This window comes from Pseudomonas sp. WPR_5_2, assembly GCF_003634475.1.
Classification (GTDB): domain Bacteria; phylum Pseudomonadota; class Gammaproteobacteria; order Pseudomonadales; family Pseudomonadaceae; genus Aquipseudomonas; species Aquipseudomonas izuensis.
In genome coordinates this window covers 1,354,003-1,380,473 of record NZ_RBLA01000001.1, presented here as the reverse complement: position 1 = coordinate 1,380,473, position 26,471 = coordinate 1,354,003, and the positions used below count along the sequence as shown (strand labels likewise).

The 26,471-nt window shown below is 61.0% G+C and carries 21 protein-coding genes and 1 pseudogene; 15 read left to right on the top strand and 7 right to left on the bottom strand.

The genetic code is table 11. The annotated features are described in order from the left end of the window. Positions 1-149: 149 nt before the first annotated feature. Both BJ917_RS32625 and BJ917_RS06010 read right to left on the bottom strand, forming a co-directional pair. Positions 150-1,202, bottom strand: a pseudogene (locus BJ917_RS32625) (HAMP domain-containing protein); the annotation flags it as partial. Positions 1,203-1,573: 371 nt separating this feature from the next. Beyond that, positions 1,574-2,896 carry a hypothetical protein gene (locus tag BJ917_RS06010; RefSeq protein WP_121102597.1) on the bottom strand — a complete coding sequence of 441 codons (1,323 nt, stop codon included), beginning with the start codon at positions 2,894-2,896 and terminating at the stop codon, positions 1,574-1,576. 512 nt (positions 2,897-3,408) lie between these two features. On the opposite strand from BJ917_RS06010, the gene BJ917_RS31715 reads away from it, so the two are divergent. From BJ917_RS31715 to BJ917_RS06000, 3 genes are all read left to right on the top strand, one after another. After that, a complete protein-coding gene (locus BJ917_RS31715; protein ID WP_147432549.1) occupies positions 3,409-3,759 on the top strand; it encodes a hypothetical protein in 351 nt (116 codons plus the stop codon). 270 nt (positions 3,760-4,029) lie between these two features. Next, the gene (locus tag BJ917_RS06005) at positions 4,030-4,419 is read left to right on the top strand and encodes a cytochrome c family protein (RefSeq protein ID WP_121102595.1); all 390 of its coding nucleotides are present in this window, start codon (positions 4,030-4,032) and stop codon (positions 4,417-4,419) included. A gap of 134 nt (positions 4,420-4,553) precedes the next feature. After that, positions 4,554-6,044 carry an aldehyde dehydrogenase family protein gene (locus BJ917_RS06000; protein ID WP_096512257.1) on the top strand — a complete coding sequence of 497 codons (1,491 nt, stop codon included), beginning with the start codon at positions 4,554-4,556 and terminating at the stop codon, positions 6,042-6,044. Between the two features lie 721 nt (positions 6,045-6,765). On the opposite strand, the gene BJ917_RS05995 is transcribed toward BJ917_RS06000, so the two are convergent. Next, the gene (locus BJ917_RS05995) at positions 6,766-9,153 is read right to left on the bottom strand and encodes a DUF3772 domain-containing protein (protein WP_096512256.1); all 2,388 of its coding nucleotides are present in this window, start codon (positions 9,151-9,153) and stop codon (positions 6,766-6,768) included. Between the two features lie 297 nt (positions 9,154-9,450). Between BJ917_RS05995 and BJ917_RS05990 the strand changes: the two genes are divergently transcribed. Genes BJ917_RS05990 through BJ917_RS05980 form a run of 3 tightly spaced genes read left to right on the top strand, consistent with a single transcriptional unit; the run spans position 9,451 to position 12,429 of the window. Beyond that, positions 9,451-10,416 (top strand): tripartite tricarboxylate transporter substrate binding protein, encoded by a 966-nt coding sequence (locus BJ917_RS05990; protein WP_121102593.1) that lies wholly within the window; start codon positions 9,451-9,453, stop codon positions 10,414-10,416. A gap of 1 nt (position 10,417) precedes the next feature. Next, positions 10,418-10,900 (top strand): tripartite tricarboxylate transporter TctB family protein, encoded by a 483-nt coding sequence (locus BJ917_RS05985; RefSeq protein WP_121102592.1) that lies wholly within the window; start codon positions 10,418-10,420, stop codon positions 10,898-10,900. 20 nt (positions 10,901-10,920) lie between these two features. Beyond that, positions 10,921-12,429: a tripartite tricarboxylate transporter permease gene (locus tag BJ917_RS05980; protein ID WP_096512253.1), complete on the top strand. Its 1,509-nt coding sequence runs from the start codon at positions 10,921-10,923 to the stop codon at positions 12,427-12,429. Between the two features lie 123 nt (positions 12,430-12,552). Here the strand turns inward: BJ917_RS05980 and BJ917_RS05975 are convergent, their stop codons facing one another. Further along, the gene (locus BJ917_RS05975; RefSeq protein ID WP_121102590.1) at positions 12,553-13,422 is read right to left on the bottom strand and encodes a LysR family transcriptional regulator; all 870 of its coding nucleotides are present in this window, start codon (positions 13,420-13,422) and stop codon (positions 12,553-12,555) included. A gap of 151 nt (positions 13,423-13,573) precedes the next feature. On the opposite strand from BJ917_RS05975, the gene BJ917_RS05970 reads away from it, so the two are divergent. Next, positions 13,574-14,875 (top strand): FAD-binding oxidoreductase, encoded by a 1,302-nt coding sequence (locus BJ917_RS05970; RefSeq protein WP_121102589.1) that lies wholly within the window; start codon positions 13,574-13,576, stop codon positions 14,873-14,875. Positions 14,876-14,927: 52 nt separating this feature from the next. Next, on the top strand, positions 14,928-16,016 hold the full coding sequence (locus BJ917_RS05965; RefSeq protein WP_096512250.1) for a polyamine ABC transporter substrate-binding protein: 1,089 nt from the start codon (positions 14,928-14,930) through the stop codon (positions 16,014-16,016). Between the two features lie 97 nt (positions 16,017-16,113). On the opposite strand, the gene grxC is transcribed toward BJ917_RS05965, so the two are convergent. Beyond that, positions 16,114-16,365: a glutaredoxin 3 gene (gene grxC, locus BJ917_RS05960; RefSeq protein WP_096512249.1), complete on the bottom strand. Its 252-nt coding sequence runs from the start codon at positions 16,363-16,365 to the stop codon at positions 16,114-16,116. A gap of 144 nt (positions 16,366-16,509) precedes the next feature. Next, complete coding sequence (locus tag BJ917_RS05955; RefSeq protein ID WP_121102587.1) at positions 16,510-17,028, bottom strand: carboxymuconolactone decarboxylase family protein; 519 nt, start codon at positions 17,026-17,028, stop codon at positions 16,510-16,512. Positions 17,029-17,162: 134 nt separating this feature from the next. On the opposite strand from BJ917_RS05955, the gene BJ917_RS05950 reads away from it, so the two are divergent. Together BJ917_RS05950 and BJ917_RS05945 are read left to right on the top strand one after the other, a co-directional pair. Next, positions 17,163-17,975 carry an AraC family transcriptional regulator gene (locus BJ917_RS05950; RefSeq protein ID WP_096512247.1) on the top strand — a complete coding sequence of 271 codons (813 nt, stop codon included), beginning with the start codon at positions 17,163-17,165 and terminating at the stop codon, positions 17,973-17,975. Between the two features lie 6 nt (positions 17,976-17,981). After that, entirely contained in the window at positions 17,982-18,395 is a 414-nt protein-coding gene (locus BJ917_RS05945) for a DUF488 domain-containing protein (RefSeq protein WP_121102585.1), read from the top strand. Positions 18,396-18,471: 76 nt separating this feature from the next. Here BJ917_RS05945 and BJ917_RS05940 read toward each other — a convergent pair whose 3' ends face one another. Next, complete coding sequence (locus BJ917_RS05940) at positions 18,472-19,386, bottom strand: LysR substrate-binding domain-containing protein (RefSeq protein ID WP_121102583.1); 915 nt, start codon at positions 19,384-19,386, stop codon at positions 18,472-18,474. Positions 19,387-19,490: 104 nt separating this feature from the next. On the opposite strand from BJ917_RS05940, the gene BJ917_RS05935 reads away from it, so the two are divergent. From BJ917_RS05935 to BJ917_RS05915, 5 genes are all read left to right on the top strand, one after another. Further along, the gene (locus tag BJ917_RS05935; protein ID WP_096512244.1) at positions 19,491-20,576 is read left to right on the top strand and encodes a tartrate dehydrogenase; all 1,086 of its coding nucleotides are present in this window, start codon (positions 19,491-19,493) and stop codon (positions 20,574-20,576) included. Between the two features lie 223 nt (positions 20,577-20,799). After that, complete coding sequence (locus tag BJ917_RS05930; protein ID WP_096512243.1) at positions 20,800-22,410, top strand: BCCT family transporter; 1,611 nt, start codon at positions 20,800-20,802, stop codon at positions 22,408-22,410. Positions 22,411-22,552: 142 nt separating this feature from the next. Next, entirely contained in the window at positions 22,553-23,671 is a 1,119-nt protein-coding gene (locus tag BJ917_RS05925) for an aromatic ring-hydroxylating dioxygenase subunit alpha (protein WP_096512242.1), read from the top strand. Between the two features lie 54 nt (positions 23,672-23,725). Continuing rightward, positions 23,726-25,174, top strand: a complete 1,449-nt coding sequence (locus BJ917_RS05920) for an NAD-dependent succinate-semialdehyde dehydrogenase (RefSeq protein ID WP_121102581.1) — start codon at positions 23,726-23,728, stop codon at positions 25,172-25,174. Between the two features lie 64 nt (positions 25,175-25,238). Continuing rightward, positions 25,239-26,210, top strand: a complete 972-nt coding sequence (locus BJ917_RS05915) for a PDR/VanB family oxidoreductase (protein WP_121102579.1) — start codon at positions 25,239-25,241, stop codon at positions 26,208-26,210. Positions 26,211-26,471: the final 261 nt, after the last annotated feature.

Genomic DNA, 26,471 nt, shown 5'->3' with positions numbered 1-26,471 from the left:
TGGTTGATCGCGGCGGCCACGCTGTTGGTGCGGGTGGATTGATCGTCGAAATTGCTCAGCGACGAATTGGACGCGTCCAGCACGCGCCGAGCGCCCTGATTGACGCCCAGCGCCGCCGACGACACCTCGCGCATCGACTGATGGATACGCTCGACAAAGCGGTTGAACGCCGTGGCCAACTGACCGATTTCATCCCGGGACTGCACTTGCAGGCGCCGCGTCAGATCGCCTTCGCCGAGGGAGATGTCCTCCATGACCCGCGTCAGCACTTGCAGCGGCCGGGTGATGCGCTGCGCGGTGTACCAGATCAACAGCAGGCCGAGCAGGGCCGAGCCGCCGCCGAGCAGCAGGGCCAGCGCGGTGCTTTGCGCGCCCTGGGCATCGAGTTGTTTTTGCAGGGTGGTGACCGGTGCCAGCAGCACCTCCTGCGGCACGCCCACCAGCACACCCCAGGGCGCGGCGCCGGCAATCGGTGCCAGGGGTTCGAGGACCTTGATCTGCTGCGGGTCGACAAAGACTTTCGGTTGGCCCTGACGCAAGGCATCCATGACTTCTGCGCTGTTCATCGGCTGACCGAGGCGGCTGACGTCCTGACTGTCGGCCGAAATCACGCCATGGGGGCTGACGATGCTGATCTGGCCGTGGCCATCGAATAGTTTCAGGGCACTGGTTTCGCTGTTCTTTTGCAATGCGGCGAGGTTGATGTCGAGGCCGACCACGGCGATGACCTTGCCGTTTTCCAGCAGCGGGAAGGCAACGCTGGTCACCAGTTTGCGACTGCCGGACGCCTCGTCGAAGTAGGGTTCCAGCACGCAGGCCTGACGGGTGTCGCGGGCGCAGGTGTAGAACGAATTGTAGGGTGCGCCACTCGGCCCCGGCTCGGTATTGGCCAGCAGACCCTCGTCGCCGATCACCGCTTGCAGTTCACCGGGTTTGCTCTGCACCCAGTACAGCGAGAAGCGTCCCTTTTCGTTGCTGCCCAGATCGGCCTTGTCAGCGAAACCCGCGTCGGCACCGTCCAGCGCGTCAGGTTCAAAAATGACGTAAAGCCCGAGCAGGTCGGGCTTGTCGTTCAGGGCCTGATGAAGCTGGGTACTCAGCTCCTGGCGCAGTTGTTGGCGGGTCAGCGTCCCCTGGTGCTGGAGTTGCCGCAGATACAGTAAGTATCGCGATAACCCCTGGCCGAATTCGTGGGTCTGCATGAAGGTGCGTTGCACCTGCATCGCCTGCACCTTGCCCAGCGCCTGCATGTGTTCCCTGGCTGCATCGGCGAGCATTTCACTGCTGGCCTGGGCCACTTGCCGGCTGCTTTGATGGGTCTGGTAGAGTGACAGCCCCATCAGCAGGCCCACCACCAACAACAGGCAGAGGCCGGCGAGCAGGGCGATCTTGCTCTGGATCGTCAGAAATTTTTTCTGCATGGGAAATGCCTTTTTCCTGGGAAACGAACCCGACCCCTGTAGGAGCGAGCCTGCTCGCGATGGACGTCAACGATAACGCGGGCTGTCTGGATGCCCGCGTTGCCTGGACGTTTTTCGCGAGCAGGCTCGCTCCTACAGGGATTGTGTGGGGCTTAGAACGTCGTGGCGAAAATCACCTGGCTGTAGAGGTTCTTGTCGTTGTTGCCCAACTGCGTGCCACCCTCGTCGGCGCTCTTGTCCGGCTGGAACAGGCCGATCAGCGGCATGATGCTCAGGTGGTCGTTGACGTGCCATTCGGCGTACAGGTCCGTTTCGTGTCCGTCGGCATTGCCCAGGTTGCGGTCGATGGTGTCGAAGTTGAAGTACATCGCACCGACGGTCAGATTCTCCAGCGGCGTGACGGTGAACTTGACTTGCTGGATGCGCGCGTTGCTGTTGAACGGACCGGCATAGTTGCCGGCCACTTCACCTTGGAACCAGGTGCCGAAACCACGGCTGAAACCGTAGAACAGGGTGTCGTAGTTTTCCGAGAAACGGCTGTAGCGGTAGCTGGCATACGGTGCCCAAGCCACGTCGGAGAAGGTCCAGCCGGCTTCCAGGTACCAGGCGTCTTCGTCAGAAGTGTGGGGTTTGTCCTGCTTGGCGTATTCGCCGGAGAGGAACAGGTCCTTCACCCCGGCATTGCCGGTGGCGCGCAGGCTGTAGGTCTTCATGCCGTCGCGTTCAAGCTGGATCGGCGAGGCGAATTGCTCGTCAACGTCGGTGGTGTCGATGTAGGTCAGGCCGACCGTGCCGATGTCCGACACGTGCTCCAGCGTACCGACGTACATCTCGGTCTTGGCCTGGGCGCGGTTGTCGGATTTCAGCCACATCAGGTCGCCACGCCAGCCTTGCTTGCCGCCAATGTGCAACACGGCGGTCTCGTCGAACGCCTTGCGCGCGGCCAGCCAGTAGGCGCCGCCACGGTTGAATTCGCCGTCGGCCAGGCCCTTGCCGATGTTCAGCGCGTCGCCATCGATCAGGAAACCGTCACCGACCACGATGTTCTGGCGGCCGAACGAGAAGTCGATGCCGTCGCTGCCCAGCACGGGGAACAGGTCGGCCGAACGCCAGCCGAGGTAGGCATCTTCGAACTTGGTGGTGCGTTCCGTGCCGTCGCTGAAACCGGCGGCATCGCCATCGCCCCAGGTGCCGGAGCTCAGCAGATTCGCCGCGCCATAGGTGGTGCCGACACCGCCAAGGCCCTTGTCGAAAGCCAGGCCGTACTTGATGTAACCCTCGCGCCACGACGACGAACCTTCATCGAGACGACCCGACAACGCGTAGTTTTCCTGGCTATGGAAAATGCCGAAAACCGCTTCCAGGGTGGCGTTCAGGTGAGTGTCGCTGTCTGAGTACAGTTCATAAGCTCCGGCCTGCCCGGCACTGATCATCAGCGCGAGCGTGGAAAGTCGAAGCAAGGGAGACTTGAGCATGGCATGACATCCGTTCTTGTTCTTAGGCGCAGGGTTGCGGTCTTTTTAGATACTAAGGGCCAAGGATTTTTCGGCCTTTTTCCTGTTTGCCAATAAGTTGGTTGTGCATGCCAGATTGAGTGGCGAAGTGAGGGCACGGCTGTTTTTGCTGCTTCTATTGACGGGCTCCTCTGCCGCGGCGGATTGCAGCTCCTACAGGGGAATGGTGGTGTCGTTGAAATTACCGTTCGTCGTTTTTTGTTTAGAAGGACGCCTGTTAGAACAAAGCGTTTTTTTGACAGCGAAGGAAAGTTCCTACTGCTTCCTACAGTTGCCTGAGTCTACAAATAACGTGTGTTGCGGTTTTTGGTAAATAGTACTTCCTGTTTTTCCGTGCGAACTCTCTATTAATGTTGAGCGAAGTTTCCTACGCATTGAAAATGCATGCTTGTAACTTCGTGCGAAAAATAATAACCATAGGCGCGACACTTTCCTGACTGACGGGGATTCAGCAATGATGAATGACTTTTTGCGTGACAGCTTTTTCAACTACGACGAAGAGTCGGAAATCAACGCTTGCCCGCCTGGAGCTACACGTTGCAGGGATGCGGGCAAGGATTCAAACCCCGTTCGACATGGTTGTTCTGATATTGAGCAGAACAGGCGTGGAAAGGACTGTCATGAAGTTATATTCACACAAGTTTCAGATACTCAATCTTCCTGTTGATAGTTTTGTGGTTTCGCGGCGCGAAGTGTCGCGAACGCAAATTTCATCTTTGTTGTCGGCAATAAATGAACTAAATAATTCAAAATTATCAAAGGCTGAACTCGATGAAATTCTATTGTTTTATGGCTTGATTCCAGAAGCAGACGATGAACTGTAGGAGCGAGCCTGCTCGCGATGGACGTTAACGAAAACACGGGTGTCCTGAATGCCCGCGTAATCGTTGACGCCCATCGCGAGCGAGCTCGCTCCTACAGGTGTTGATAAGCGATTTGGCAGAACCGCCAACACAACTGGCACGCAGCGCAAACCCTGCGCTTGCCCGACCACCGACAATCCTTTCCAACCTGCCGGGGTTCCGTTGCCCCGGCGCTTTCTGTGTTGGCGTTCGTCTGCGTGACGAGCGCGTGGATTTTCAAGGTCATTCCTTATGTTTACCGCCCTGCGTTTGCCCCTCATGGGATTGTTGTCCTTCACCCTGGCCCAGGCCGCTGTCGCTGCCGATTGCGCGCCGGTCCAGAGCCGTGGCGCCGAAGTGTTCGCCAACGAATGTGGGGTCTGCCATTCGGTGTCAAAAAGCGCGGTCGGGATGATGGGGCCGAACCTGGCGGGTGTAGTGGGGCGCAAGTCCGGTTCGCTGGAAGGCTTCAACTACTCCCAGGCCATGCGCAGCAAAAACATCGACTGGCAGGCCGAGAACATCGAGCAACTGATCACCCAACCCCAGGCCTATGTGCCTGGCACCTACATGCCCTACATGGGCCTGGCGTCCGCCGACGATCGTCAGGCGGTCGTGTGCTACCTCAAAGAACAACACTAAGCAGCCGGATATCTGGCTACCGAACCCTGTAGGAGCTGGCTTGCCAGCGATGGCGGCCCTGAGTCTTGCGCCGTCCTTAAAGATGCCTTCGCCAGCAAGCCGGCTCCTACATTTGAACGAATGAGAGGTGATTTATGAGCAACGTTGAAATCCTGCCCCAGGTGGCTGCCTTCCTCGAACGCCGTCACGGCTGCTTTATCGATGGTCAGTGGGTGTTTGCCGAAGGCGAGACCATTGCCGTAGTCAACCCGGCCACCGGCCAGACCCTGTGCGAAACCCTCGATGCGCCGTTGGCAATCGTCGAACAAGCGGTGCAGTCCTCGCACAAAGCCTTCAAGTCCGGTGTCTGGTCTTCGCTGCGTCCGGCCGACCGCGAGCGCATCCTGCTCAACTTCACCCGCCTGGTGGAAGAGCACGCCGAAGAGCTGGCGCAGCTGGAAACCCTGAGCCAGGGCAAGTCGATCAACATGGCCCGCGCGCTGGATCTGAACGCTACTGTGGAGTTCATGCGCTACATGTCCGGCTGGGCGACGAAGATCGAAGGCCAGACCTTCGACGTGTCGATCCCGCTGCCGCCGGGCGCCAAATTCACCGCGTTCACCAAGCGTGAGCCGGTCGGCGTGGTGGTCGGCATCGTGCCGTGGAACTTCCCGCTGCTGATCGCTGCCTGGAAGCTGATGCCAGCCCTGGCCACCGGTTGCACGGTGATCATCAAGCCAGCGATGGAAACTCCTTTGACCGCCATGCGCCTGGCGGAACTGGCGCTGGAAGCGGGCATTCCGGCGGGCGTGTTCAACGTGGTCACTGGTGGCGGCGCTTCCGTTGGCGGCGTGCTGACCTCGCACCCGTTGGTGAGCAAAGTGTCCTTCACCGGTTCCACCGCCGTGGGCAAGAGCGTGGGCGTGGCGTGCATGGAAAACATGACGCGCTTCTCCCTGGAGCTGGGCGGCAAGAACCCGATGATCGTGCTCGCCGATGCCGACATCGAAAAAGCCGTGCAAGGGGCGATTCTTGGCGGCCTGCTGAACAACGGTCAGGTGTGTGCCGCGGCGTCGCGTTTCTACGTGCACCGCTCGATCCACGACCAGTTCGTCGAAGCCTTGGCAGCAGCGGTATCGGCCATGCCGATCGGTGCCGGTATGAACTGCGACGCGGCGATCAACCCGCTGGTATCGCGCAAGCAACAACAGAGCGTACTCAAGCACATCGAACTGGCTCGCCGCGAAGGCGCGCGGGTGGTGACCGGTGGTGAGTTGCTGGAAGGCAACGGTTTCTTCGTGCAGCCAACGATCCTCGCCGATATCGACCACAGCATGGCCGTGGCCCGTGAAGAAGTGTTCGGCCCGGTGCTGGGTGTGATGCCGTTCGACGATGAAGACGCGGTGATCGCCCTGGCCAACGACAACCGCTACGGCCTGGCCGCCAGCCTGTGGACCAACGACCTGAGCAAAGCCATGAATCTGGTGCCGCGCATCGAAGCCGGCACCGTGTGGGTCAACGCCCACGTACTGCTCGACCCGGCGATGCCGTTCGGTGGCGTCAAGCAGTCGGGCATGGGCCGTGAGTTCGGGCGTGCGGTGATCGAGGCTTATACCGAGCTGAAGTCGGTGTGCATCGCGCATTGATGCTTTAGGCACCTGGGGCGTGAGTGTGTATCACGCTTTAGGTGTACATATCCGTTTCTTGGGTAACGGCGGCTTATGGTTTCGCCCTTACGGCGAGTCACTTGGAAGAGCGCCAAGTAACCAAGCGCTCTTGCCCCTTTCGTTCGGTGCCTCGCCCAGGCTCGGCATTCCCTCGCTCCGGTCCTGCTCCGTGGGCCCGCCGCGATCGGCCATCCTTGGCCGGGCGCGGCTACCTCGGCATCCCTGCCGAGGTGCCCACTGCGCAGAACCTCCACTCGGCCTCTCGATGGGGCAAGAAGATCAAAAGCCAGATCAACAGCCAAAGCGAGGCGGCCTGACAGCCGACCTGATTTCATGGATGTTCTCGTTCCCCTGTGGGAGCAATGCTTGCTCGCGATGGGCGTCCAGACAACGAGATCATCCAGACAGGGCGCGTAATCGTTGACGTCCTTCGCGAGCAGGCTCGCTCCCACAGGGGGATGACGGGCATTTGCCAATGTCAGGTCGGCTGTCAGGCCGCCTCGCATTGGCTTTTGATCTGGGCGCCCCGTTAAACCACGCTGGCCGGAGAGAGGGTATGCCGAGCCTAAGCGAGGCACCGAGTGGTGGGGCAAGAGCGCTTGGTTACTTGGCGCTTTTCCAAGTAACCCGCCGTAAGGGCGGAACCATTAGCCGCCACTACCGAAGCAACGGATATGTACACCAACCCAAATCCGCTAATTCAAGCCGCAGGCGGCGGTTTCGCCAGTTCAATACCAGCAGCCCCCAACCGCTTGAGAATCTCAAACAACAGCTCGCTCTTGATCGCCCCGACGTTACGCGGGCTGTTGACATACCCGGTGATGGTCAAGGTGATGCCTTCGGGTTTCAACTGGCTGAAACGCACGTATGGCGGCGGTTTATCAAGGATGGATTCGTGCTCGATATAAGTGTCGTACAGCAGGTTGCGCACTTGTTCCGGGTCGATGTCCAGCGGGAACATCAGTTCGAGTGTCGCCACCCCTTGGGCGCTGCCGCCGAGGGTGACGTTGCGCAGGTTCTGCGAGATCAGTTGCGAGTTGGGCACGATGACGATGGAGCGGTCGGCCAGTTGTATTTCGGTGGCGCGCACATTGATGCGCCGGATATCCCCTTCGACGCCGCTGATGCTGATCAGGTCGCCGACCTTCACCGGGCGCTCGGTCAGCAGGATCAGGCCGGAGACGAAGTTCTTGACGATCTCCTGCAGGCCGAAACCGATGCCCACGGACAGGGCGCTGACGATCCAGGCCAGGTTGGTCCACTGGACGCCCAGCGATGACAGCGCAAGCAGGATGACCAGCATGTAACCGATATTGGAAAACAGTGTGCTGAGGGAGGCACACATGCCGGGGTCCATTTCGGTTTTTGGCAGGAACTCGTTGTCCAGCCAGCGGCGCAGCGTGCGGATCAGGTAAATGCCGATGATCAGGGAGAGCACGCCATGCAGCAGGTTGCCCGGGACGATGTTGAGTTTTCGCAGGCCTTCGCCGCCGAGAATAGCCAATGTATTGGAGGCCAATTGTCCGAGCGTCGATCCAACACCGCCTACCACCAGGGTGATAAAACCAATCAGAAACAGTATCGCCCGGCCGACGCCAGACAAAATGGTCGAGATTTGGTCCAGGCGCGCATCGCCAATCCCCAGCAGCTGTTTCAGGGCCTTGCCGGTGGAGTGCCGGGGTGAGAACAGGTATTCGCAGCCGTCCCTCAATAGCTGGATCAGCAAATAGAAACCGGAAAAAATGATGAACAACCAGACGAGTTCGTAGGTGATGAAGCGCGACAGGGACACGTAGCCAATCAGCAAGGCGAGCAGGGAAATCACCACGGCGATGCTGGCGAAGGCATAGATCACGCCAGCCAGCGTCGTGCCCGCTTCTGGGGCAGCCCCGGTCGCGGCCAGGGCCCGGCGGGTTTTGCTGACGTGCAACAGCAGTCCGCCGATCATGAGGGTAATGACCAGCGCGGCAAACCCCCTGACCGAGATCACGACCTGGGCGCTCATGCCGGTGGCATTGGTCATTTGCGCCGCCGCCACCAGAATCAGCAACGCCCAGGCCAGGCGGATCGGGAAGGGTTTCATTGCCACGGCCACTGGATCGGCGATGGCCGGCAGCCGCCATGAAGGATGTTTCGTCGACAGCAGGGCGCGGCTCAGGCCGGTGATCAGCACGCAGGTATAAACGATCTTTTCGAAATCCTGGGAAAACCCCACCAGTTGTGGCGTCAACGGCAGGTGTCGCGTCAGGGCATAAAACAGCAACTGCAAGGCAAACCACGCTGCCAGCACCGTGGCGAGCACCGAAGCCAGCGCGAGGGCACTGCGTCGCAGCCGACCTTCAGGCATGCGATGAATGCACAGCCAGGTCAGCCCTCGATCGGTCAGCCTGTGGCCGACAAACCACAGGAGCAGGGACAGCGTGAGCAGGATGCTGGTGTAGAAGCGCTGGCCCGGTTGCCAGGCTGCGTCGAGCGTAGCGCCCATCTGTTGGAGGAAGGCACTAAGGCGTTGGCGGTCGTCCTCTGGCGGATTGAACAGCGGTTCCCAGAACCAGGGATTGAGGATGCTGTGGGTCTGCTGGGTCACTTCGGTTTCCAGCAGGCTGCGGCGGATGACGGCAATCTGGGCCAGCAGTTCGGTGGCGCTGTTTTTGAGGGTATCCAGTGTTTTGAGTTTGTTGTCGACCTGATTTTTCTGTTCGGTGAGGGCAGTCCTTTGACGGGTAATGTCGGACTTCTCCAACGCAGCCTCGCCAAGCGGTGCGGGCCCCAGCACGCTCAGTTGCGACTGCAATTGAGCCTGTTCGGGCAGCAGCAGTGCCGACAACCGGGCAATTTCCTGGATCAGCGCCTGGACCTGATCCTGCGGGGCTTCCAATTGGCCGTAATTGCTGGCTTGGGAAACCTGCTGTTTGAGGCTATTGAGCCGAAGCAGCAGGTCTTGCAGATCGCTGTCGGGAATAGTGACTGATGCGCGGGCAAAACTGATGGCAGGTGCACCCGACATCGGCGCCGCCGACAGCATTGCGTCGCTCGGTCCGAACAGCGCGAGAACCACGACAATCATCCACTTCAATGCATTGCGCATAGGCGTGCCCGACAGGTTGTTAGTCACCCAGCCTATGAGGTTAGGCCATGACACGCATCATCGAGGGTTTATTGGTCGGATGTGCCCGCAACGCTTGAACTGCAGGAGCCGGCTTGCCGGCGATATCGGCGTGTCAGTGCCATGAATGTTGACTGATTCACCGCTATCGCCAGCCAGCCGGCTCCTACAAACGCAGTCATGTCCTACGCTTATGCGCAGGCCGATGTTCGTCGAACAGGATTCGCCCCTGTTCGACAGGCAGACGGCACCAATAAAAACAATCCAGGGAGATACACCATGTCCGCTTTGTTCCGCCGCTTCAGTCGCTACCTGGCCGTTGGCATGACCGCTGCCGCACTCACCACCCCCGCGTTTGCACTGGACACCGTCAAGTTCATGGCCCCCGGCTCCGTGGGTGGCGGTTATGACCAGACTGCGCGAGTGTTGGGCAAGGCCTTGATCGAAGCCAACGTGGCCAAATCCGTGACGTTTGAAAACAAGGGGGGCGCGGGTGGAACCCTGGGGCTGGCGCAATTTGCCAACAGCACCAAGGGTGACCCGAATGCACTGCTGGTGGTCGGCGCGATCATGGTCGCGGGGATCGAACAGAACAAACCGCAAATTACCCTGAAGGACGTGACGCCGATTGCCCGATTGTTCACCGAATACAACGTGATTGCCGTGCGCAAGGAGTCGCCCTACAAAAACTTCGATGACCTGATCAAGGACTTCAAGGCCAATCCGACCGGCATCACCTGGGGTGGTGGCTCCAAGGGGTCGATCGACCACATCGGCATCGCCGAGCTGGCTGGCAAACTCGATGTCCCGGTCAACAAGGTCAATTACATCGCCACCGGTGGCGGGGGTGAAATTGTCGCGCAGACCCTGGGCGGCCAGATCAAGGTGCTCACCGGGGGCTATGCCGAGCTGGGTCAATACGTCAAGAACGGCCAGATCCGTGTGCTGGCCATCGGTGCGCCCGAGCGTGTTCCGGGGATCGATGCACCGACCCTCAAGGAAAGCGGCTACGACGTGATCATCGGCAACTGGCGCGGTGTCTACGGCGCAGCGAACCTGACGCCCGAGCAGCGTAAAGAAGTGACTGACGCTGTCGTGGCGGCCAACACCAGCAAGGTCTGGCAGGACAACATTCAAACCAATGCCTGGACGCCGAGCGTGTTGACCGGTGAGGAGTTCGGCAAGTTCGTCGATGAAGAACACGTGCGCCTGCGGGCGATGCTGGTCAAGGTCGGGCTGCTTTGAGATGGCCGGGGTGCGCGCAATCGTACCGACACAATTGGCGATTGGCCTCGGGCTGATCGCCCTCGGCGCCGTGCTGGCCGTGGGGGCGTACCGCTTTCCGCCCGAGATGGGCTTCGTGATTCTGCCGGCTTTTGTTTACCCCTATGTTGTCGCCGGGTTTCTCGCCGTGGTGGGCCTGGTGCTGAGTTACCAGGCGTTCACCGGTGGTTTTCGCGAACTGGACGGCGGCAACGGCGCGATCCCCGGCGGAAAATCCGGCGCGGCCTGGGTAACTGGCGGGTTGGTGGGCGTGGCGTTGCTGATCAACCTGATCGGTTTCGTGCTGGCCGCCGGCCTGCTGTTCGCCTTTTCCGCACGGGGCTTCGGCAGCCGTTACCCGCTGCGGGACCTGGCCATCGGCATTGCCTTGACCTTGCCGATCTACTGGCTGTTCAACGCCGGGCTGGGGGTTTCCCTGCCGCCGCTGGTCAACGCCTGGATCTGAGGGCGAAGGAGATCGACTGCGTGGACATTCTCTCAAGCCTGTTGGCGGGTTTTTCCTCGGCGCTGACGCCGATCAACCTGATGTGGGGTTTCATTGGCTGCCTGCTGGGCACCGCCATCGGTGTGTTGCCGGGCATCGGGCCGGCGCTGACGGTGGCGTTGCTGTTGCCGATCACCGCCAAGGTCGATCCCACCGGGGCGCTGATCATGTTCGCCGGGATCTATTACGGTGCGCAGTTCGGCGGTTCCACCACTTCGATCCTGCTCAACACACCGGGCGAATCGTCTTCCATGGTCACGGCCCTGGAAGGCAACCTCATGGCGCGCAATGGCCGGGCAGGGCCTGCCTTGGCAACGGCAGCCATTGGGTCCTTTGTGGCGGGCACCATCGCGACGATCCTGCTGACCCTGTTCGCCCCCGTTGTGGCCCGACTGGCGCTTAACTTCGGGCCGGCGGAGTACTTCGCGATCCTGGTGCTGTCCTTCACCACGGTGTCGGCGGTGCTTGGCGCCTCGATGCTGCGCGGTTTCGCGTCGCTGGGAGTCGGCCTGACCATCGGCATGATCGGCCTGGACTCAACCTCGGGGATTGCTCGCTACACCCTGGGCGTTCCGGAACTGGTGGACGGCATCGAAGTGGTACTGGTGGCGGTGGGGTTGTTTGCGGTGGGGGAGGCGCTGTACAGCCTGCTCTATCAACAGGAACAAGCGGAGGGCCGGCATCGCCTGACCTCGTTGTGGATGACCCGGGCCGACTGGAAACGGTCGGTGCCCGCCTGGTTACGCGGCACGCTGATCGGCTTTCCGTTTGGCTCGATTCCGGCGGGTGGTGCGGAGATCCCGACGTTTCTGTCCTATTCCACCGAACGCAAGCTCAGCCGGTATCCGAAAGAGTTTTCCGCCAATAAAGGCGTGGGCGCCATCGAAGGCGTCGCCGGTCCGGAAGCGGCGAACAATGCGAGCGCGACCGGGTCGTTGGTGCCGTTGCTGACCCTGGGCATTCCGACCTCGGCCACGGCGGCAATTCTGTTGGCGGCGTTCCAGAACTACAACCTGCAACCGGGGCCGATGCTCTTCGAGACCTCCGCCGATCTGGTCTGGACGCTGGTGGCCTCGTTGTACATCGGCAACGTCATCCTGCTGGTGCTGAACCTGCCGTTGGTGGGGCTATGGGTCAAGCTGCTGCAAATCCCCCGGCCGTATCTGAACGCCGGGATTCTGGTGTTTGCCACCATCGGCGTGTACGGCATGCGCCATTCTTCCTTCGACTTGCTGTTGATGTTGGCCATTGGCTGGGCCGGTGTGCTGATGCGGCGTTTCGACTTCCCGGTGGCACCGGTGATCGTGGGCATGTTGCTGGGGCCGATGGCCGAGAAACAACTGCGCAATGCCCTGTCCATCAGCCAGGGCGACTGGATGATCTTCGTCACGCAACCGATCTCGGCGTTTTTCATGGGCCTGACTTTGCTGGTGCTGGTGGTGCCGCATCTGCTGCATGCGCGGGGGATCAAGTTGCATGAAGACGACTGAGTGTTGAGGTTACGCGCAACTCCTGTGGGAGCGAGCCTGCTCGCGAAAGCGGTGTCTCAGTCACATCAATGTTGCATGTGCAGGCTTATTCGCGAGCAGGCTCGCTCCCATAGGTTGTGGGATCTAACTTGCTTGCTGGGCAAACCACTGCATAACAAACTCGCACGCCGGATGCGAAGCCGCTGAAGGTTGCAGGCACAGCGAGTAAATCCCGCGGGTCTTCAAGGGCTGGCCGAACGGGATGTGCAGCACGCCACGTTCGATTGACTCGCCCGCCAGGGTCATGTCGGTCATGGCCACGCCCAGTCCCCGCGCGGCGGCATCCAGAGCCAGTTCGTCGAGGTTGAAAGGGATGTGCCGAAAGTCCTCCAGGGACTTGCCGCCGTTGGCGGCCAACCAATGCTTCCAGTCATTTTTGTCCGCCGAGCGATGCAGCAGGGCAAAGCGTGCCAGTTCTTCCAGCGACGCCAGTGCCAGGCCGGGCGCACACACCGGCACCAGCGCTTCTTCGAACAAGGTCAGGCAATCCGGGGCACCGGACGGCTCAGGCAAGTAGAGGATGTAGGCATCGCTGTCGCTGGCCGGTTCCACCACCTCCGTGGCCACGGTTTCGATAGCCAGTGAAACCTCCGGGTGATGGCGATAGAAATCACTCAGTTTGGGCAACAACCAACGCACCGCCAGCGACACGTGCATGCGAATGCGGAACGGGCGCTTCTGCGGGGCGATGCGGTCTTCGAGGGTTTTCAGTTGCTCGAGGATGTTGCGCGCGCTGGCCAGCACCTGTTCGCCTTCGGGTGTCAGGCGCAGGCTGCGACTGCTCCTGACGAACAGGGCGACGTCGAAGTGACCTTCCAGCTGCTGAATCTTGCGGCTCACCGCGCTTTGGGTCAGGCACAGCGTTTGCGCTGCCTGGGTAAAGCTGCCCGAATCGGCGACTTCGACCAGCGCCTGCAACCCCTGGAGCGAGGGCACGTGGCGAATTTTATCCATGCGTTTTCAGAATACCTGGATGATTTATTAACGTTGGTTGTATCGAGCAAGAGCCTTTAGATTCTAGCCATGGCCGCCGTCATCTCAAAACATTCATGCGATGAGTGCATACAGATTTGCGGTCGCGCAACGATAGTCGAAGAGGTGATGCATGGAAAACAAATGTGGCTGGATCGCACAGGCCGGGGATTCTCCGCTGCGCGCGTCCTTGAACGGTACGCAACAGGCCGATTGGCTGGTCATCGGCGCTGGCATCACCGGGCTGTGTGCCGCGCACTCACTCGCGGAAATGCATCCTCAGGCGCGCATCGTGGTCGTCGACAGGCAACGCGCTGCGCAAGGGGCGTCGGCGCGTAATTCGGGATTCGTCGTGGCCCACGAACATCCGACTGCCGCAGAGCTGCAAGGCAAAGCAGGGTTCGCCGGTTTCCAGGTGGACACGTCTATTTCCCGCGCCGCCAGCGATGAAGTGCGCAAGCGCATCGCCCGGCATGGCATCGAATGCGATTTCCGTGAATCGGGTTACTTCTTTGCCGTCAGCGACCCGCGCAAATTGACCGATGTCGAGGCCAAGTTGCAGACGCTTCGCGCCGTCGGTGCCTCCGCGCAGTTTCTGCAAGGTGAACAACTGCATCAGAAGTTGGGCACCGAGCATTACAAAGCCGCGATCTGGTGCGGCAATGGCAACGCCTTGCTGCAACCGGCGAAGTACGTGAAGGGTTTGCTCGATGCACTGCCGGAAAAGGTGAGGTTGTTCGAAAACACCGAGATCATCGGTTTGCAGCGCATGGGCAATGGCCGGATACGCGCCAGCGGCATCAATGGCTGCATTGAAGCCAAGCAAGTGCTGGTCTGCCTGAACGCCTTCATTCCCCGTTCGGGCATCAGCGACAGCGGCACCTTCGCGATGGAACTCAGTGCCAGCCTCACCCGACCGCTCAGCGAAGAGGAGTTTCAAGCCATTGGCGCGCCGAAGTCCTGGGGCGTGCTGTCGACCCGGCCGTTGGGCGCCACGGTGCGCCTGACGCCGGATCGGCGGGTGATGATCCGCAACACCGCCGAATACCGTGCACGGGACTTGTCCCTCAGTGAATTGGCGGTGCGGCGCCAGCACCATGTACTGGGTTTGCAGCGCCGGTTTCCGATGTTGGGCGAGCAGGACATCCAGTACACCTGGACGGGCCACCTCAGCGCGTCACGCTCCGGGCAAGCGTATTTCGCCAAGGTCGAGGAGGGCGTGTTTGCCGTGGCCGGCTGCAATGGCTCCGGTGTGGCACGCGGCACGTTGTGGGGACGGCTACTGGCGGAACTGGCGTCGGGCGGCAGCTCGCCCCTGTTGCAGTCGGTCATGGAGCGTGCCCGGCCCGGCTGGCTGCCACCCAAGCCCCTGCTGGATATCGGTGCCATGCTGCGCATGCGCATCGAGACGGCCCGGGCCAAATCAGAAATCTGAAACACCACCTGTTACCCACAATAAAAGCACTTCTGCACGAAGGTGATCGAACATGCGCGTCAATACAATTTCCCTGGTGGCCTTGCTGTCGACCTGTTGCGCGGCCGCTAACGCCGACGAAACCGTGAACATTTCCAACTGGAACGGCTACATCGCCGACGACACCCTGACCACCTTCACCAAGGAAACGGGGATCAAGGCCACTTACGACATCCACGACAGCAACGAAGTGCTGGAGTCGAAGTTGATGACGGGCAACACCGGGTATGACGTGGTCAGTCCGTCGAACCATTTCCTGTCGCGCCTGATCAAGGCCGGCGCCATCCAGAAACTCGACAAGAGTCAGTTGCCGAACTGGAGCAACCTGGACCCGGCGCTGATGAAAAAGCTCGAGGTCAACGACCCCGGCAACCAGTACGGCTATCCCTACATGTGGGGCACCGCGGGCATCGGCTACAACGTCGAGAAGATCAAGGCGATCTTCGGCAACACTGATGTCACTCATTCCTGGAGCCTGTTTTTCGACGAAGCCAACATCAAGAAGCTCAGCGAATGCGGCGTGGCGATCATCGACAACCCGACCCAGGTCCTGCCGATCACCCTCAACTACCTGGGATTGCCACCCCACAGCCACGAGCCTGCCGATTACAAGAAAGCCGAACAGGCGCTGCTGAAGATCCGTCCGTACGTGCAGTACTTCCACGCCTCCAAGTACATCAGCGACCTGGCCAACGGCAACGTCTGCGCGGTGATCGGCTTCAACGGCGACATCGTGCAGGCGGCGGCCAGCGCCAGGGAAGCAAAAAACGGCATCGACATTGCCTACTCGATCCCGGACGAAGGCTCCACCCTGTGGTTTGACATGGTGGTGATGCCCAAGAGCGCACCCCACGAGAAGAACGGCTACACCTACATGAATTACCTGCTGCAGCCGCAAGTGATCGCCAACATCAGCAACAGCATCCACTACGCCAATCCCAACAGCGCAGCGGATGCCTATGTGGTGCCGGCGGTGAAACAGGACCTGGCGATCTACCCGCCGAAAACGGTGATGGACAAATTGTTCACCGTGGAAGATCTGCCGGCCTCCATCGCACGCTTGACCACCCGGTTGTGGACCAAGCTGAAGACCAATACCTGAATCAAAGGTGAAGCACTGATTTTGTGCTCGACACAGCGCCCCTGTGGGAGCGGGCAAGCCCGCTCCCACAGGGGGTGGTGGATGGTTCGAATTCGGCTCAAGCCAGCATCGACATCAACCCGCCCTGGCGATCCAGTTTGGCCAGGTCGTCGAAGCCGCCGATGTGCGTGTCGCCGATGAAAATCTGCGGCACGCTGCGTCGTCCACTGCGGTCGAGCATTTCTTCGAGTTTGCCGGGTTCGCGCTGAATGTTGATCTCTTGCATCGCGATCCCTTTGCTGGCCAGCAGCGATTTGGCGCTGCGGCAGTAAGGGCAGGTGTCGGTGGTGTACAGGGTCACGGTATTCATGTGCAATCTCCTTTGATTTTGCATTCCCTGTAGGAGCGAGCTTGCTCGCGATGGTCGTAAACGATAACGCGTGCTGACTGGATGAGCGCGGCGTTCTCGGGTTCATCGCGAGCAAGCTCGCTCCTACAGAAAACATGGCGTTGATCAAGCGTCGATGGCCGGAAAATCGACAGCGGTCAGGGCGACGTTGTTCAGGTAGTTGGTCAGCGTCTGCGAAGCCACGTGGGCGATCACTTCAATGATTTTGGCGTCATTGATCCCGGCGGCGCGGGCGGCGGCAATCTGCTCGCCGCTCAGGTGGCCACGGCTTTCGGTGAGCTGTCGGGCGAGCAGGGCATAGGCGTCGAGTTGGCCTTGCCGGGCGCTGAGAATCTCCTGGCTGGACAGCCCGGCCTTGCCGGCAAACAGTGTGTGCGCCGCCAGGCAGTAGTCGCAGCCATTGACCTGCGAAGTGGCGAGGAAGATTGCTTCCTTCTCCGTGGCGCTCAGGGAGGTCTTGCCCAGTGCCGCCGAATTTTGCAGATAAGAAGCGAGCACGGCGGGGGCCTGGGCCAGTACCCGGAATACGTTGGGCAGGAAACCGATTTTCTTCTGCACACCTTCCAGCAAAGGGCGGGTGGCGTCGGTGGTGTGTTCCAGGCTGACTGGGATAATGCGGGTCATGGTGATTCTCCGTTATTTGAAGCGCGACAGGCGCTGGGTACGGAGCTCATGCTAGTGAGGTGCACTGGTCAATTGGATGCAAATCGTCGACGATATGCGACAGATCGTCCAGAACCGCGCCCGGGAGCCTGCCCATGGATCGCTTGTCCACCTTGCTCACGCATTTCGGCGTCAACGCCGGCACCTTTCACAGCGGTACGTTTTGCGGCACGACGGCCTTCGACGGCAGCCAGGCGTGCGGTCATGTGCATTTGCTGCAGGCCGGCGAGGTCGTGCTGAAACTGGCCGATGAGCGCGAGTTGCGCCTCACCGAGCCGACGTTGATCTTTTTCCCCCGGCCGTACCGTCATCGCTTGTTCGCCACGCAAGATTCCGCCACGCAGTTAGTGTGTGCGTCGCTGAGTTTCGATGGCGGCTCGGGCAATGCCCTGGCGGCGGCGTTGCCGGAATATCTGATACTGAAACTCGATGAAATCCCGACCCTGGCCAGCACCCTGGAGTGGTTGTTCAACGAGGCGTTCGATGGCACCTGTGGGCGTGAAGCCGTGATGGACCGTTTGTTCGAACTGCTGGTGATTCTGTTGCTGCGGCACATTCTGAGCACGCGCAACCAACAGCCGGGGATGATGGCCGGGCTGGCCGACCCGCGTCTGGCGCGGCCCTTGAGCCAGATGCACGAAGCACCGGGCAAGGCCTGGAGCGTGGCGCAGCTGTCGGCCCTGGCCAACATGTCCCGGGCCAGTTTCGCCGAACACTTCAAGCGCGTGGTCGGCCAGGCACCGGTGGATTACCTGGTGAGCTGGCGCATCAGCCTGGCACAGAAACGCTTGCGCGAAGGCAAGCCGATTGCCCTGATCGCCGAAGAAGTCGGCTACGAAAGTCCTTCGGCCCTGGCCCGGGCGTTTCGCCGCAAAACCGGGGTCAGTCCGCGCGAGTGGAAAGGGTGAACGATCATGATTCAGTGCAAACGTGTCTGCGACCCTGTCGCGCCGGAAGACGGGCGGCGAGTTCTGGTGGACCGTCAGCGGCCGCAGGATTGCCTCAAGGCATCAATGCCTTCCGATGCCTGGCTGCCCGACGTCGCGCCCTCGGCTGATTTACACCAGGCGTTCATCGCTGGGCAGTTGGATTTCGCCGGGTTCACGCAAGCCTATCGCCGGGAACTGGCCGCCCGGCCGGCGCATTGGTGGGCACTTTTGCACTACGCGCAAACAGGCATGTTGACGCTGGTGTTCACAGCGGATGACCCGCTGCAAAACCCTGCCGTTGTACTCGCCCAATGGCTGGAAGAGGAGCTGGATCGATTCCAGGGCTCCAGCTCGCCGGTGTGTTATCGGGATGAGTTTCCAGAGAGCGGCGAACTTTAAGCGCTCGGCCTAACGCTGACGTTGATCCCGCCAGGACGCATGGGGGCTGCGCTGATTGATTTCAGGCGCCGCTGATTCAGGTTTCCGGGAGGCTGTAACGCTCGGCGAAGTATTGCCGCAGGCATTCAACCGCCACCCGCACCTTGGCCGAAGTGGCCAGGGGTGCGGTGTACACCGCCCAGATGTCAGCCGGCTGAATATACTCGGGCAATACCTGCACGAGGCGCCCGTCCTCCAGGCTGTCGTACACGTCCCACCACGAGCGCAGCAAGATGCCTCTGCCATCGATGCACCACTGGTGCACCACTTCACCATGATTGGACGACAGGGGGCCCGTCACTTTCACCTGTTCCTCACCCTCCGGCCCTTGCAGGTGCCAGACCCCGAAGGGGTGATCGCGTTCCTTGATCACCAGGCAATCATGTGTGGCCAGCTCCGCCAGTGTGCGCGGTGTGCCGTGCCGTTCCAGATACGCCGGCGCGGCGCAGAGTACCCGGCGATTGCGCGCCAGCGGCTTGGCGATGAGGTGCGGATCGATTTCGTTGCCGACCCGCACGTCGAGGTCGAAGCCTTCGTCAATCAGGTCGATCAGGCGGTCCTGTACATCGAGGCGGATGTCGAGTGTCGGGTAGCGCTCGGCCAGTTCCGAGAGGGCAGGGGCGACGAAGCGCCGGCCCAGTCCCAGGCTGCTGGCGATACGCAGCTGTCCGCTGGGCTCGCGGTGCAGCGTACTGACGTCATCGCCCATGCGCTGCACCGAGTCGAGGATGCGCAAGGCCCACTGGTAGATACGCTCGCCATCGTCACTCACCGACACCCGGCGGGTGGTGCGATGCAGCAGGCGCACGCCGAGGTTTTGCTCGAGCAGGCGAATGCGCTTGCTGATGAAGGCGGCGGACATGCCCAGTTCGGAGGCGGCGCTGGAGAAGCTGGAGCGACGGGCGACATGGACGAAGACGTTGAGGTCTTCCAGGTTCGGTAGATTGTTCACAGTTCGGATAATAAGTATCAACAGTTGCGCTGATTATACTTGCGTCGTCAACTTATAGCATGCCCGGCATCACATCCAACCTCTGATCCAACAAGGGTGCCAGCATGAACAAGACATTCAGAATCGCCGCGATTGCCGGTGACGGTATTGGCCTGGAAGTACTGCCGGAAGGGCTACGCGTAGTCCAGGCGGCGGCCCGCAAATTCGGCCTGGCACTGGAGTTCGAACACTTCGAGTGGGCCAGCTGCGACTACTACCTGGAACACGGCAAGATGATGCCCGATGACTGGTTCGACCAGCTCAAGGGCTTCGATGCCCTGTACTTCGGTGCCGTGGGCTGGCCAGACAAGGTGCCCGACCACATTTCGCTGTGGGGCTCGCTGCTGAAGTTCCGTCGCGACTTTGACCAGTACGTGAACATTCGTCCGGTGCGCCTGTTCCCCGGCGTACCGTGCCCGCTGGCCGGCAAGCAGCCGGGCGACATCGACTTCGTGGTGATCCGCGAGAACACCGAAGGCGAGTACTCCTCGCTCGGCGGCCGCATGTTCGAGGGCACCGAGAACGAGTTCGTGCTGCAGGAATCGGTGTTCACCCGTCGTGGCGTCGACCGCATCCTCAAGTACGCCTTCGACCTGGCACAGACCCGTGAGCGCAAGCGCCTGACCTCGGCCACCAAGTCCAACGGCATGGCCGTGAGCATGCCTTACTGGGACGAGCGCACCGCCGCCATGGCCGCCAATTATCCGGACATCACCTGGGACAAGCAGCACATCGATATCTTGTGCGCGCGTTTCGTGTTGCAGCCGGAACGCTTTGATGTGGTGGTGGCGTCCAACCTGTTCGGTGACATTCTCTCCGACCTCGGCCCGGCTTGCGCCGGCACCATCGGCATCGCGCCGTCGGCCAACCTCAATCCGGAACGCAAGTTCCCGTCGCTGTTCGAGCCGGTGCATGGCTCGGCACCGGACATCTTCGGCCAGAACATTGCCAACCCGATTGCCATGATCTGGTCCGGCGCACTGATGCTGGAGTTCCTCGGCCAGGGCGACGATCGCTATCGCGCCGCCCACGACGAGATCCTCAAGGCCATCGAGCAAGTGATCGCCAACGGCACCGTGACCCGCGACATGGGTGGCTCGCTGTCCACCCAGGCGGTCGGTCAGGCCATTGCCGAAATCATCGGAGGCTGATCGCTGAAGCGCTTGCGCCACTGTTGGCGCAAGCGCTCAGCCGACACGCTGCTCTTGCGCTGCGTGCTGAATATCTGCAAACTGTTAACCGTTGGGTAGCTGTTAACCAACGGTTAACGAAAGGGAAGTCGTCAACCTGTATTAACGCTGCACTTTCCTTCCGAGTCGCCTGCCTGCGTCGGATGCGAGATTTAAATAAAAAAAACGTCCCAGGAGACGCCTGATGTCCCACAAGAATAAAAAGGTCGATGTGTTCCTGATCACCATGAGCTTGATTGCGGTACTGCTCACGGTAATCGGACTCGCGGCATTCCCCTCCGAAGCGGAGAAAGCAGCGAACCAGTTGTTCGAATTTTCCACCCGTACTTTCGGCACCGCCGTGCAAATGCTGATCTTCGGCAGCTCGCTGGCTGTGCTCTACATCGCCTTCAGCAAATACGGCAACATCCGCCTCGGCAGCGGCAAGCCGGAATACTCCACCGCCACGTGGGTGTTCATGTTCATCTGCGCCGGCATGGGTTCCTCCACCCTCTACTGGGGCGTGATGGAGTGGGCTTACTACTATCAGACGCCGGGCCTGAACATCGCCGCGCAATCCCGTGAAGCGCTGGAATACAGCGTCAGTTACTCGTTCTTCCACTGGGGCATCAGCGCGTGGTCGATCTACGCCCTGGCGTCGCTGGCGATGGCGTATCACTTCCATGTGCGCAAGAAGAGCGGCCTCAACCTGGCCTCCATCATCGAAGCGGTCACTGGCTTCAAGGCCACAGGCCCGGTCGGGCGCATCGTCGACCTGATCTTCCTGCTGACCATGATGGGCGCGTTGACCGTGTCCCTGGCGCTGACCGCGTCGACCCTGACCCGTGGCCTGTCCGGCCTGGTCGGGATTCCCGATACCTTTACCCTGCAAGTGACTGTGATCGGCCTGATCGCCGTGCTGTTCTCCCTCAGTTCCTACATCGGCATCGACGGTGGCCTGCAGAAGCTCAGCAAGATCGTCTGCTACGGCGCACTGCTGTTCGCGGCCGTGGTGCTGCTGGTCGGTCCGACGCAGTTCGCCATCAACAACACCGCCAATGGCATTGGCCTGATGATCCAGAACTACGTGCACATGAGCCTGTTCACCGATCCGGCCGGCGATGGTGAATTCACCCGCAACTGGACCGTGTTCTACTGGCTCTGGTGGGTGTCCTACGCGCCAGGCGTGGCCATGTTCGTGACCCGGGTTTCCCGCGGTCGGCAGATCAAGGAAGTGGTGTTCGCCCTGTTGATGGGCGGTAGCGTCGGTTGCTGGTTCTTCTTTGGCGCGCTGGAAAGCTTCAGCATGCACCAGTTCATCACCGGCGCCATCGACGTGCCGAAAATCCTCACCGAACAAGGCGGTGAAAGCGCGGTGCAAGCGCTGATCATGTCGCTGCCGGTGGGCAAGGTGTTCCTCGCCGTGTACCTGTTCATCATGGCGGTGTTCTGCGCCTCGCACATGGACGCAGCTGCCTACGCCGTGGCAGCCACCAGTACCCGCAACCTGAAGGAAGGCGACGACCCTTCGCCGACCCATCGCCTGTTCTGGTGCATCACGCTGACCCTGGTGCCACTGGCCATGCTGTTCGCCAAGGCATCGCTGTCGACCATGAAGACCGCCGTCGTGCTGACCGCCATCCCCTTCACCCTGATTCTGCTGGTCAAGGTCTACGGCTTCTTCAAGTGGATGCTGCAGGACTACGGCCACGTGCCGGCGCACCGCATCGAAGAGGAAGCCGCCGCCATGGCTGCGCAGCAACCGGTGGCCAAGCCTGCGGCAACCCACGGCGCTGAGCCGGTGGCCGTGGCCTGATGATCCTGGGGTCGCGCCGTCTGCCCGAAGACAGCGCGACCGATAGGCTTTTTTTTGTCTGTCTTGTTAACCATCGGGTTGCAGTTAACTGATAACTAAAGTCCTGCGTTCAGCGCAGGTCATTGAGAGCCTGGAGACACCCATGACTGATTTCGAACGTTTGCCCGCTGATTTCTGCAGCGATCCTGCGCGCGCTTTCACCATTCCTGCCAACTTCTACACCAGTGCGTCAGTCTTCGAACACGAGAAGGAAAAGATCTTCGCCAAGAGCTGGATCTGCCTGGGGCACCGCAGCGAAGTCGCGGAAAACAATGCCTACATCACCCGTGAAGTGATCGGTGAAAGCATCATCGTGATCCGTGGCCGCGACAGCGTACTGCGCGCCTTCTACAACGTGTGCCCGCACCGTGGCCACCAATTGCTCGAAGGCAGCGGCAAGGCCAAGAACGTGATTGCCTGCCCGTACCACGCCTGGACCTTCAAGCTGGACGGCGAACTGACCCACGTGCGCAACTGCGACCAGGTCGAAGCCTTCGATAAAGGCGACTTCAGCCTGGTGCAACTGCGCGTCGAGGAATATGCCGGCTTCATCTTCGTCAACATGGACCCTGACGCCGGTAGCGTCGAAGACCAATTGCCGGGCCTGGAAGCCCGTATGCGCAGCGCCTGCGGTGTCATTGATGACTTGCAGCTGGCGGCACGTTTCGTCAGCGATACGCCGGCCAACTGGAAGTCCATCGTCGACAACTACATGGAGTGCTACCACTGCGGTCCGGCGCACCCAAGCTTTGCCGACTCGGTGGACGTCGGCCAGTACGTCCACACCATGCACGGCAATTGGTCTTTGCAGTACGGCATCGCCAAGTCGTCGGAGCAATCGTTCCAGGTCGACGAGTCGGTCACCGATCCGTCCTTCGCCGGTTTCTGGGCCTGGCCGTGCACCATGTTCAACGTGCCGCCGGGCGCCAACTTCATGACCGTGATCTACGAGTTCCCGGTCGACGCCGAGACCACCCTGCAGCACTACGACATCTACTTCCTCAACAAGGACATCACCGAGGAACAGCAGAAGTTGATCGACTGGTACCGCGAAGTGTTCCGTCCGGAAGACCTGCGCCTTGTGGAAAGCGTGCAGAAGGGCCTCAAGTCCCGCGGCTATCGCGGCCAGGGCCGGATCATGGTGGACAAAGAGCGCAGCGGTATCAGCGAGCACGGTATCGCGCACTTCCACAACCTGATCGCCGTGTCCCACCTCGACTGATAAAGCACGCGCCGCAGGCCCCAGGGGCCTGCGGCCGTTCGCGGAGTACCTTGCGTGAAACTCAATGATTGCAACCTGTTCCGCCAGCAGGCCTACATAAACGGGCGCTGGTGTGACGCCGATAACGGCCGCAGCGTGGACGTTCACGACCCGGCCAATGGCGAACACCTGGGCCACGTGCCGTTGATGGGCGGCGCCGAAGCGGTGCGCGCCATCGAGGCTGCCGACGCCGCGCTGGAAGGCTGGCGGGCCAAAACCGCCAAGGAACGCGCGCAAATCCTGCGCCGCTGGTTCGAGTTGCTGCTCGAACACGAACAAGACCTGGCGCAACTGATGACCTTCGAGCAGGGCAAGCCGCTGCACGAAGCGTTAGGCGAAATCCGTTACGCGGCGTCGTTCATCGAGTGGTTCGCCGAGGAAGGCAAGCGCATCTACGGTGATGTGATTCCGAGCCCGGCGGCGGACAAACGCCTGCTGGTGATCAAGCAGGGTATCGGCGTCTGTGCGGCCATTACCCCGTGGAACTTCCCGGCCGCGATGATCACCCGCAAAGCCGCGCCGGCCCTGGCCGCCGGTTGCACACTGGTGATCAAACCGGCCAACGAGACGCCATTCTCCGCCCTGGCGCTGGTCGAGCTGGCCGAGCGCGCCGGCGTGCCGGCAGGCGTGATCAACGTGGTGACCGGCGATGCCCCGGCCATTGGCGCCCAGCTCACCGGCCACCCGCTGGTACGCAAGCTCAGCTTCACCGGCTCCACGCCGGTCGGCCGCCTGCTGATGGGCCAATGTGCCGAGACCATCAAGAAAGTGTCCCTGGAATTGGGCGGCAACGCGCCGTTCATTGTTTTCGAGGACGCCGACATCGAGGCGGCGGTGGAAGGCGCGCTGGTGGCCAAGTACCGCAACGCCGGGCAAACCTGCGTCTGCGTCAATCGCTTCTACGTGCATGACGCCGTTTACGAGCGTTTCACCGCTCGCTTCGTCGAGCGTGTACGCGAGCTCGACGTCGGTCATGGCTTGGCACAGGGCACGCAAATCGGCCCGCTGATCACCGACAAGGCCGTGGCCAAGGTGCAGGGCCTGATCGACGACGCCACCGCCAAAGGCGCCGAACTGCTGCTGGGCGGCAAGCCTCATGCGCTGGGTGGCAACTTCTTCGAGCCGACTGTGCTCGGCGGCATCCGTCCGGGCATGGACCTGTTGCAGGACGAAATCTTCGGCCCGGTCGCCGCGCTGGTGCGCTTCTCCTCCGATGACGAAGTGATTGCCTTGGCCAACGACACGCTCTACGGGCTGGCGGCGTATTTCTACAGCCGCGACATCGCCCGGGTGTTCAAGGTCGCCGAGCGTCTGGAATACGGCATGGTGGGCGTCAACACCGGGCTGATCTCCAACGAGGTCGCGCCGTTTGGTGGCATCAAGCAGTCCGGCCTGGGGCGCGAAGGCTCCAAGTACGGCATCGAGGACTATCTGGAAATCAAGTACCTCTGCCTGGCGGTCTGAGCCCGGCGAGGTTTTACCGGGGCGGCGCGGCCGCTGCCGCCCCGTGTTGCAGTTGAGGTGAATCATGGCCAATACATACGAAATGTTCAGCGTGCGGGTGTCCGCCGTGGAACAGGCAACACCACAGATCAAGCGTTTTACCCTCGCACGCGAGGATGGCCAGCCGATGCCGGCGTTCACCGGCGGCAGCCATGTGATCGTGCAGATGAAAGGTGCCCGGGGGCAGGTATTCAGCAATGCCTACTCGCTGATGAGCGACCCGCGAGACCTGAGTCACTATCAGGTCGGCGTGCGCCTGGAAGAGCAGTCCAAGGGCGGCTCTGCGTTCATGCACCAGCAAGTGGAAGTCGGCAGCGTGCTGACCATTTCCACCCCGAACAATCTGTTTGCGCTCGATCCAACGGCCGGTCGCCACGTGTTGATCGCCGGAGGCATCGGGATCACGCCGTTCCTGTCCCAGCTCCATGAACTGCAAGGCGCTAGCGTGCCTTACGAATTGCACTACGCATTCCGCAGCCCGGAGCATGGTGCGTTTCAAGGCGAGCTGGCCGACGGCCCGCATCGGCAAAACGTCAGCTTCTACATTGACAGCCTTGAGCGTCGCCTGGACCTCGCCGCGCTGTTCGCCGGCCTGGCCGATGACGCCCACGTCTACGTCTGCGGCCCGAAACCGCTGATCGACGCGGTCATCGAAGGCGCGAAAAAAGCCGGCATTGCCGACGCACGCGTGCACTTCGAACAGTTCGCAGCCGCACCTGTCAGCGGTGGCGCCTTCACCCTGGTGCTGGGCCGTTCCGGTCGCGAACTGCGGGTGGAAGAGGGCATGACCATCATTCAGGCCATTGAAAACGTCAAGGCCGCCCAGGTTGACTGCCTGTGCCGCGAAGGCGTCTGCGGTACGTGCGAGACCGCCATCCTCGAAGGCGAGGTGGAGCATTTCGACCAGTACCTGTCCGACGAAGAAAAGGCCTCCCAGCAGACCCTGATGCTCTGCGTCTCCCGGGCACGGGGCGAGCGGTTGGTGATCGATCTCTGAGTGTCGTGGGCGCGGGCTTATTGGCTGAGCGCGTTTCACTGTAGGAGCGAGCCTGCTCGCGAAAAACCTGAGATCGCCGCGGGGAATCAGGCACCCCGCGTCATCGTTAACGACCATCGCGAGCAGGCTCGCTCCTACAGGGTTTGATCTGGCCGCCAGGGATCCCTGTAGGAGCGAGCCTGCTCGCGAAAAACCTGAGATCGCCGCGGGGAATCAGGCACCCCGCGTCATCGTTAACGACCATCGCGAGCAGGCTCGCTC

What these genes read in the sequence shown, in the direction of transcription:
- BJ917_RS06010 (WP_121102597.1), bottom strand. Translation starts at nt 2,896, where the DNA reads ATGCTCAAGTCTCCCTTGCTTCGACTTTCCACGCTCGCGCTGATGATC.
- BJ917_RS06005 (WP_121102595.1), top strand. Translation starts at nt 4,030, where the DNA reads ATGTTTACCGCCCTGCGTTTGCCCCTCATGGGATTGTTGTCCTTCACC.
- BJ917_RS06000 (WP_096512257.1), top strand. Translation starts at nt 4,554, where the DNA reads ATGAGCAACGTTGAAATCCTGCCCCAGGTGGCTGCCTTCCTCGAACGC.
- BJ917_RS05995 (WP_096512256.1), bottom strand. Translation starts at nt 9,153, where the DNA reads ATGCGCAATGCATTGAAGTGGATGATTGTCGTGGTTCTCGCGCTGTTC.
- BJ917_RS05990 (WP_121102593.1), top strand. Translation starts at nt 9,451, where the DNA reads ATGTCCGCTTTGTTCCGCCGCTTCAGTCGCTACCTGGCCGTTGGCATG.
- BJ917_RS05985 (WP_121102592.1), top strand. Translation starts at nt 10,418, where the DNA reads ATGGCCGGGGTGCGCGCAATCGTACCGACACAATTGGCGATTGGCCTC.
- BJ917_RS05975 (WP_121102590.1), bottom strand. Translation starts at nt 13,422, where the DNA reads ATGGATAAAATTCGCCACGTGCCCTCGCTCCAGGGGTTGCAGGCGCTG.
- BJ917_RS05970 (WP_121102589.1), top strand. Translation starts at nt 13,574, where the DNA reads ATGGAAAACAAATGTGGCTGGATCGCACAGGCCGGGGATTCTCCGCTG.
- BJ917_RS05965 (WP_096512250.1), top strand. Translation starts at nt 14,928, where the DNA reads ATGCGCGTCAATACAATTTCCCTGGTGGCCTTGCTGTCGACCTGTTGC.
- grxC (WP_096512249.1), bottom strand. Translation starts at nt 16,365, where the DNA reads ATGAATACCGTGACCCTGTACACCACCGACACCTGCCCTTACTGCCGC.
- BJ917_RS05955 (WP_121102587.1), bottom strand. Translation starts at nt 17,028, where the DNA reads ATGACCCGCATTATCCCAGTCAGCCTGGAACACACCACCGACGCCACC.
- BJ917_RS05950 (WP_096512247.1), top strand. Translation starts at nt 17,163, where the DNA reads ATGGATCGCTTGTCCACCTTGCTCACGCATTTCGGCGTCAACGCCGGC.
- BJ917_RS05945 (WP_121102585.1), top strand. Translation starts at nt 17,982, where the DNA reads ATGATTCAGTGCAAACGTGTCTGCGACCCTGTCGCGCCGGAAGACGGG.
- BJ917_RS05935 (WP_096512244.1), top strand. Translation starts at nt 19,491, where the DNA reads ATGAACAAGACATTCAGAATCGCCGCGATTGCCGGTGACGGTATTGGC.
- BJ917_RS05930 (WP_096512243.1), top strand. Translation starts at nt 20,800, where the DNA reads ATGTCCCACAAGAATAAAAAGGTCGATGTGTTCCTGATCACCATGAGC.
- BJ917_RS05925 (WP_096512242.1), top strand. Translation starts at nt 22,553, where the DNA reads ATGACTGATTTCGAACGTTTGCCCGCTGATTTCTGCAGCGATCCTGCG.
- BJ917_RS05915 (WP_121102579.1), top strand. Translation starts at nt 25,239, where the DNA reads ATGGCCAATACATACGAAATGTTCAGCGTGCGGGTGTCCGCCGTGGAA.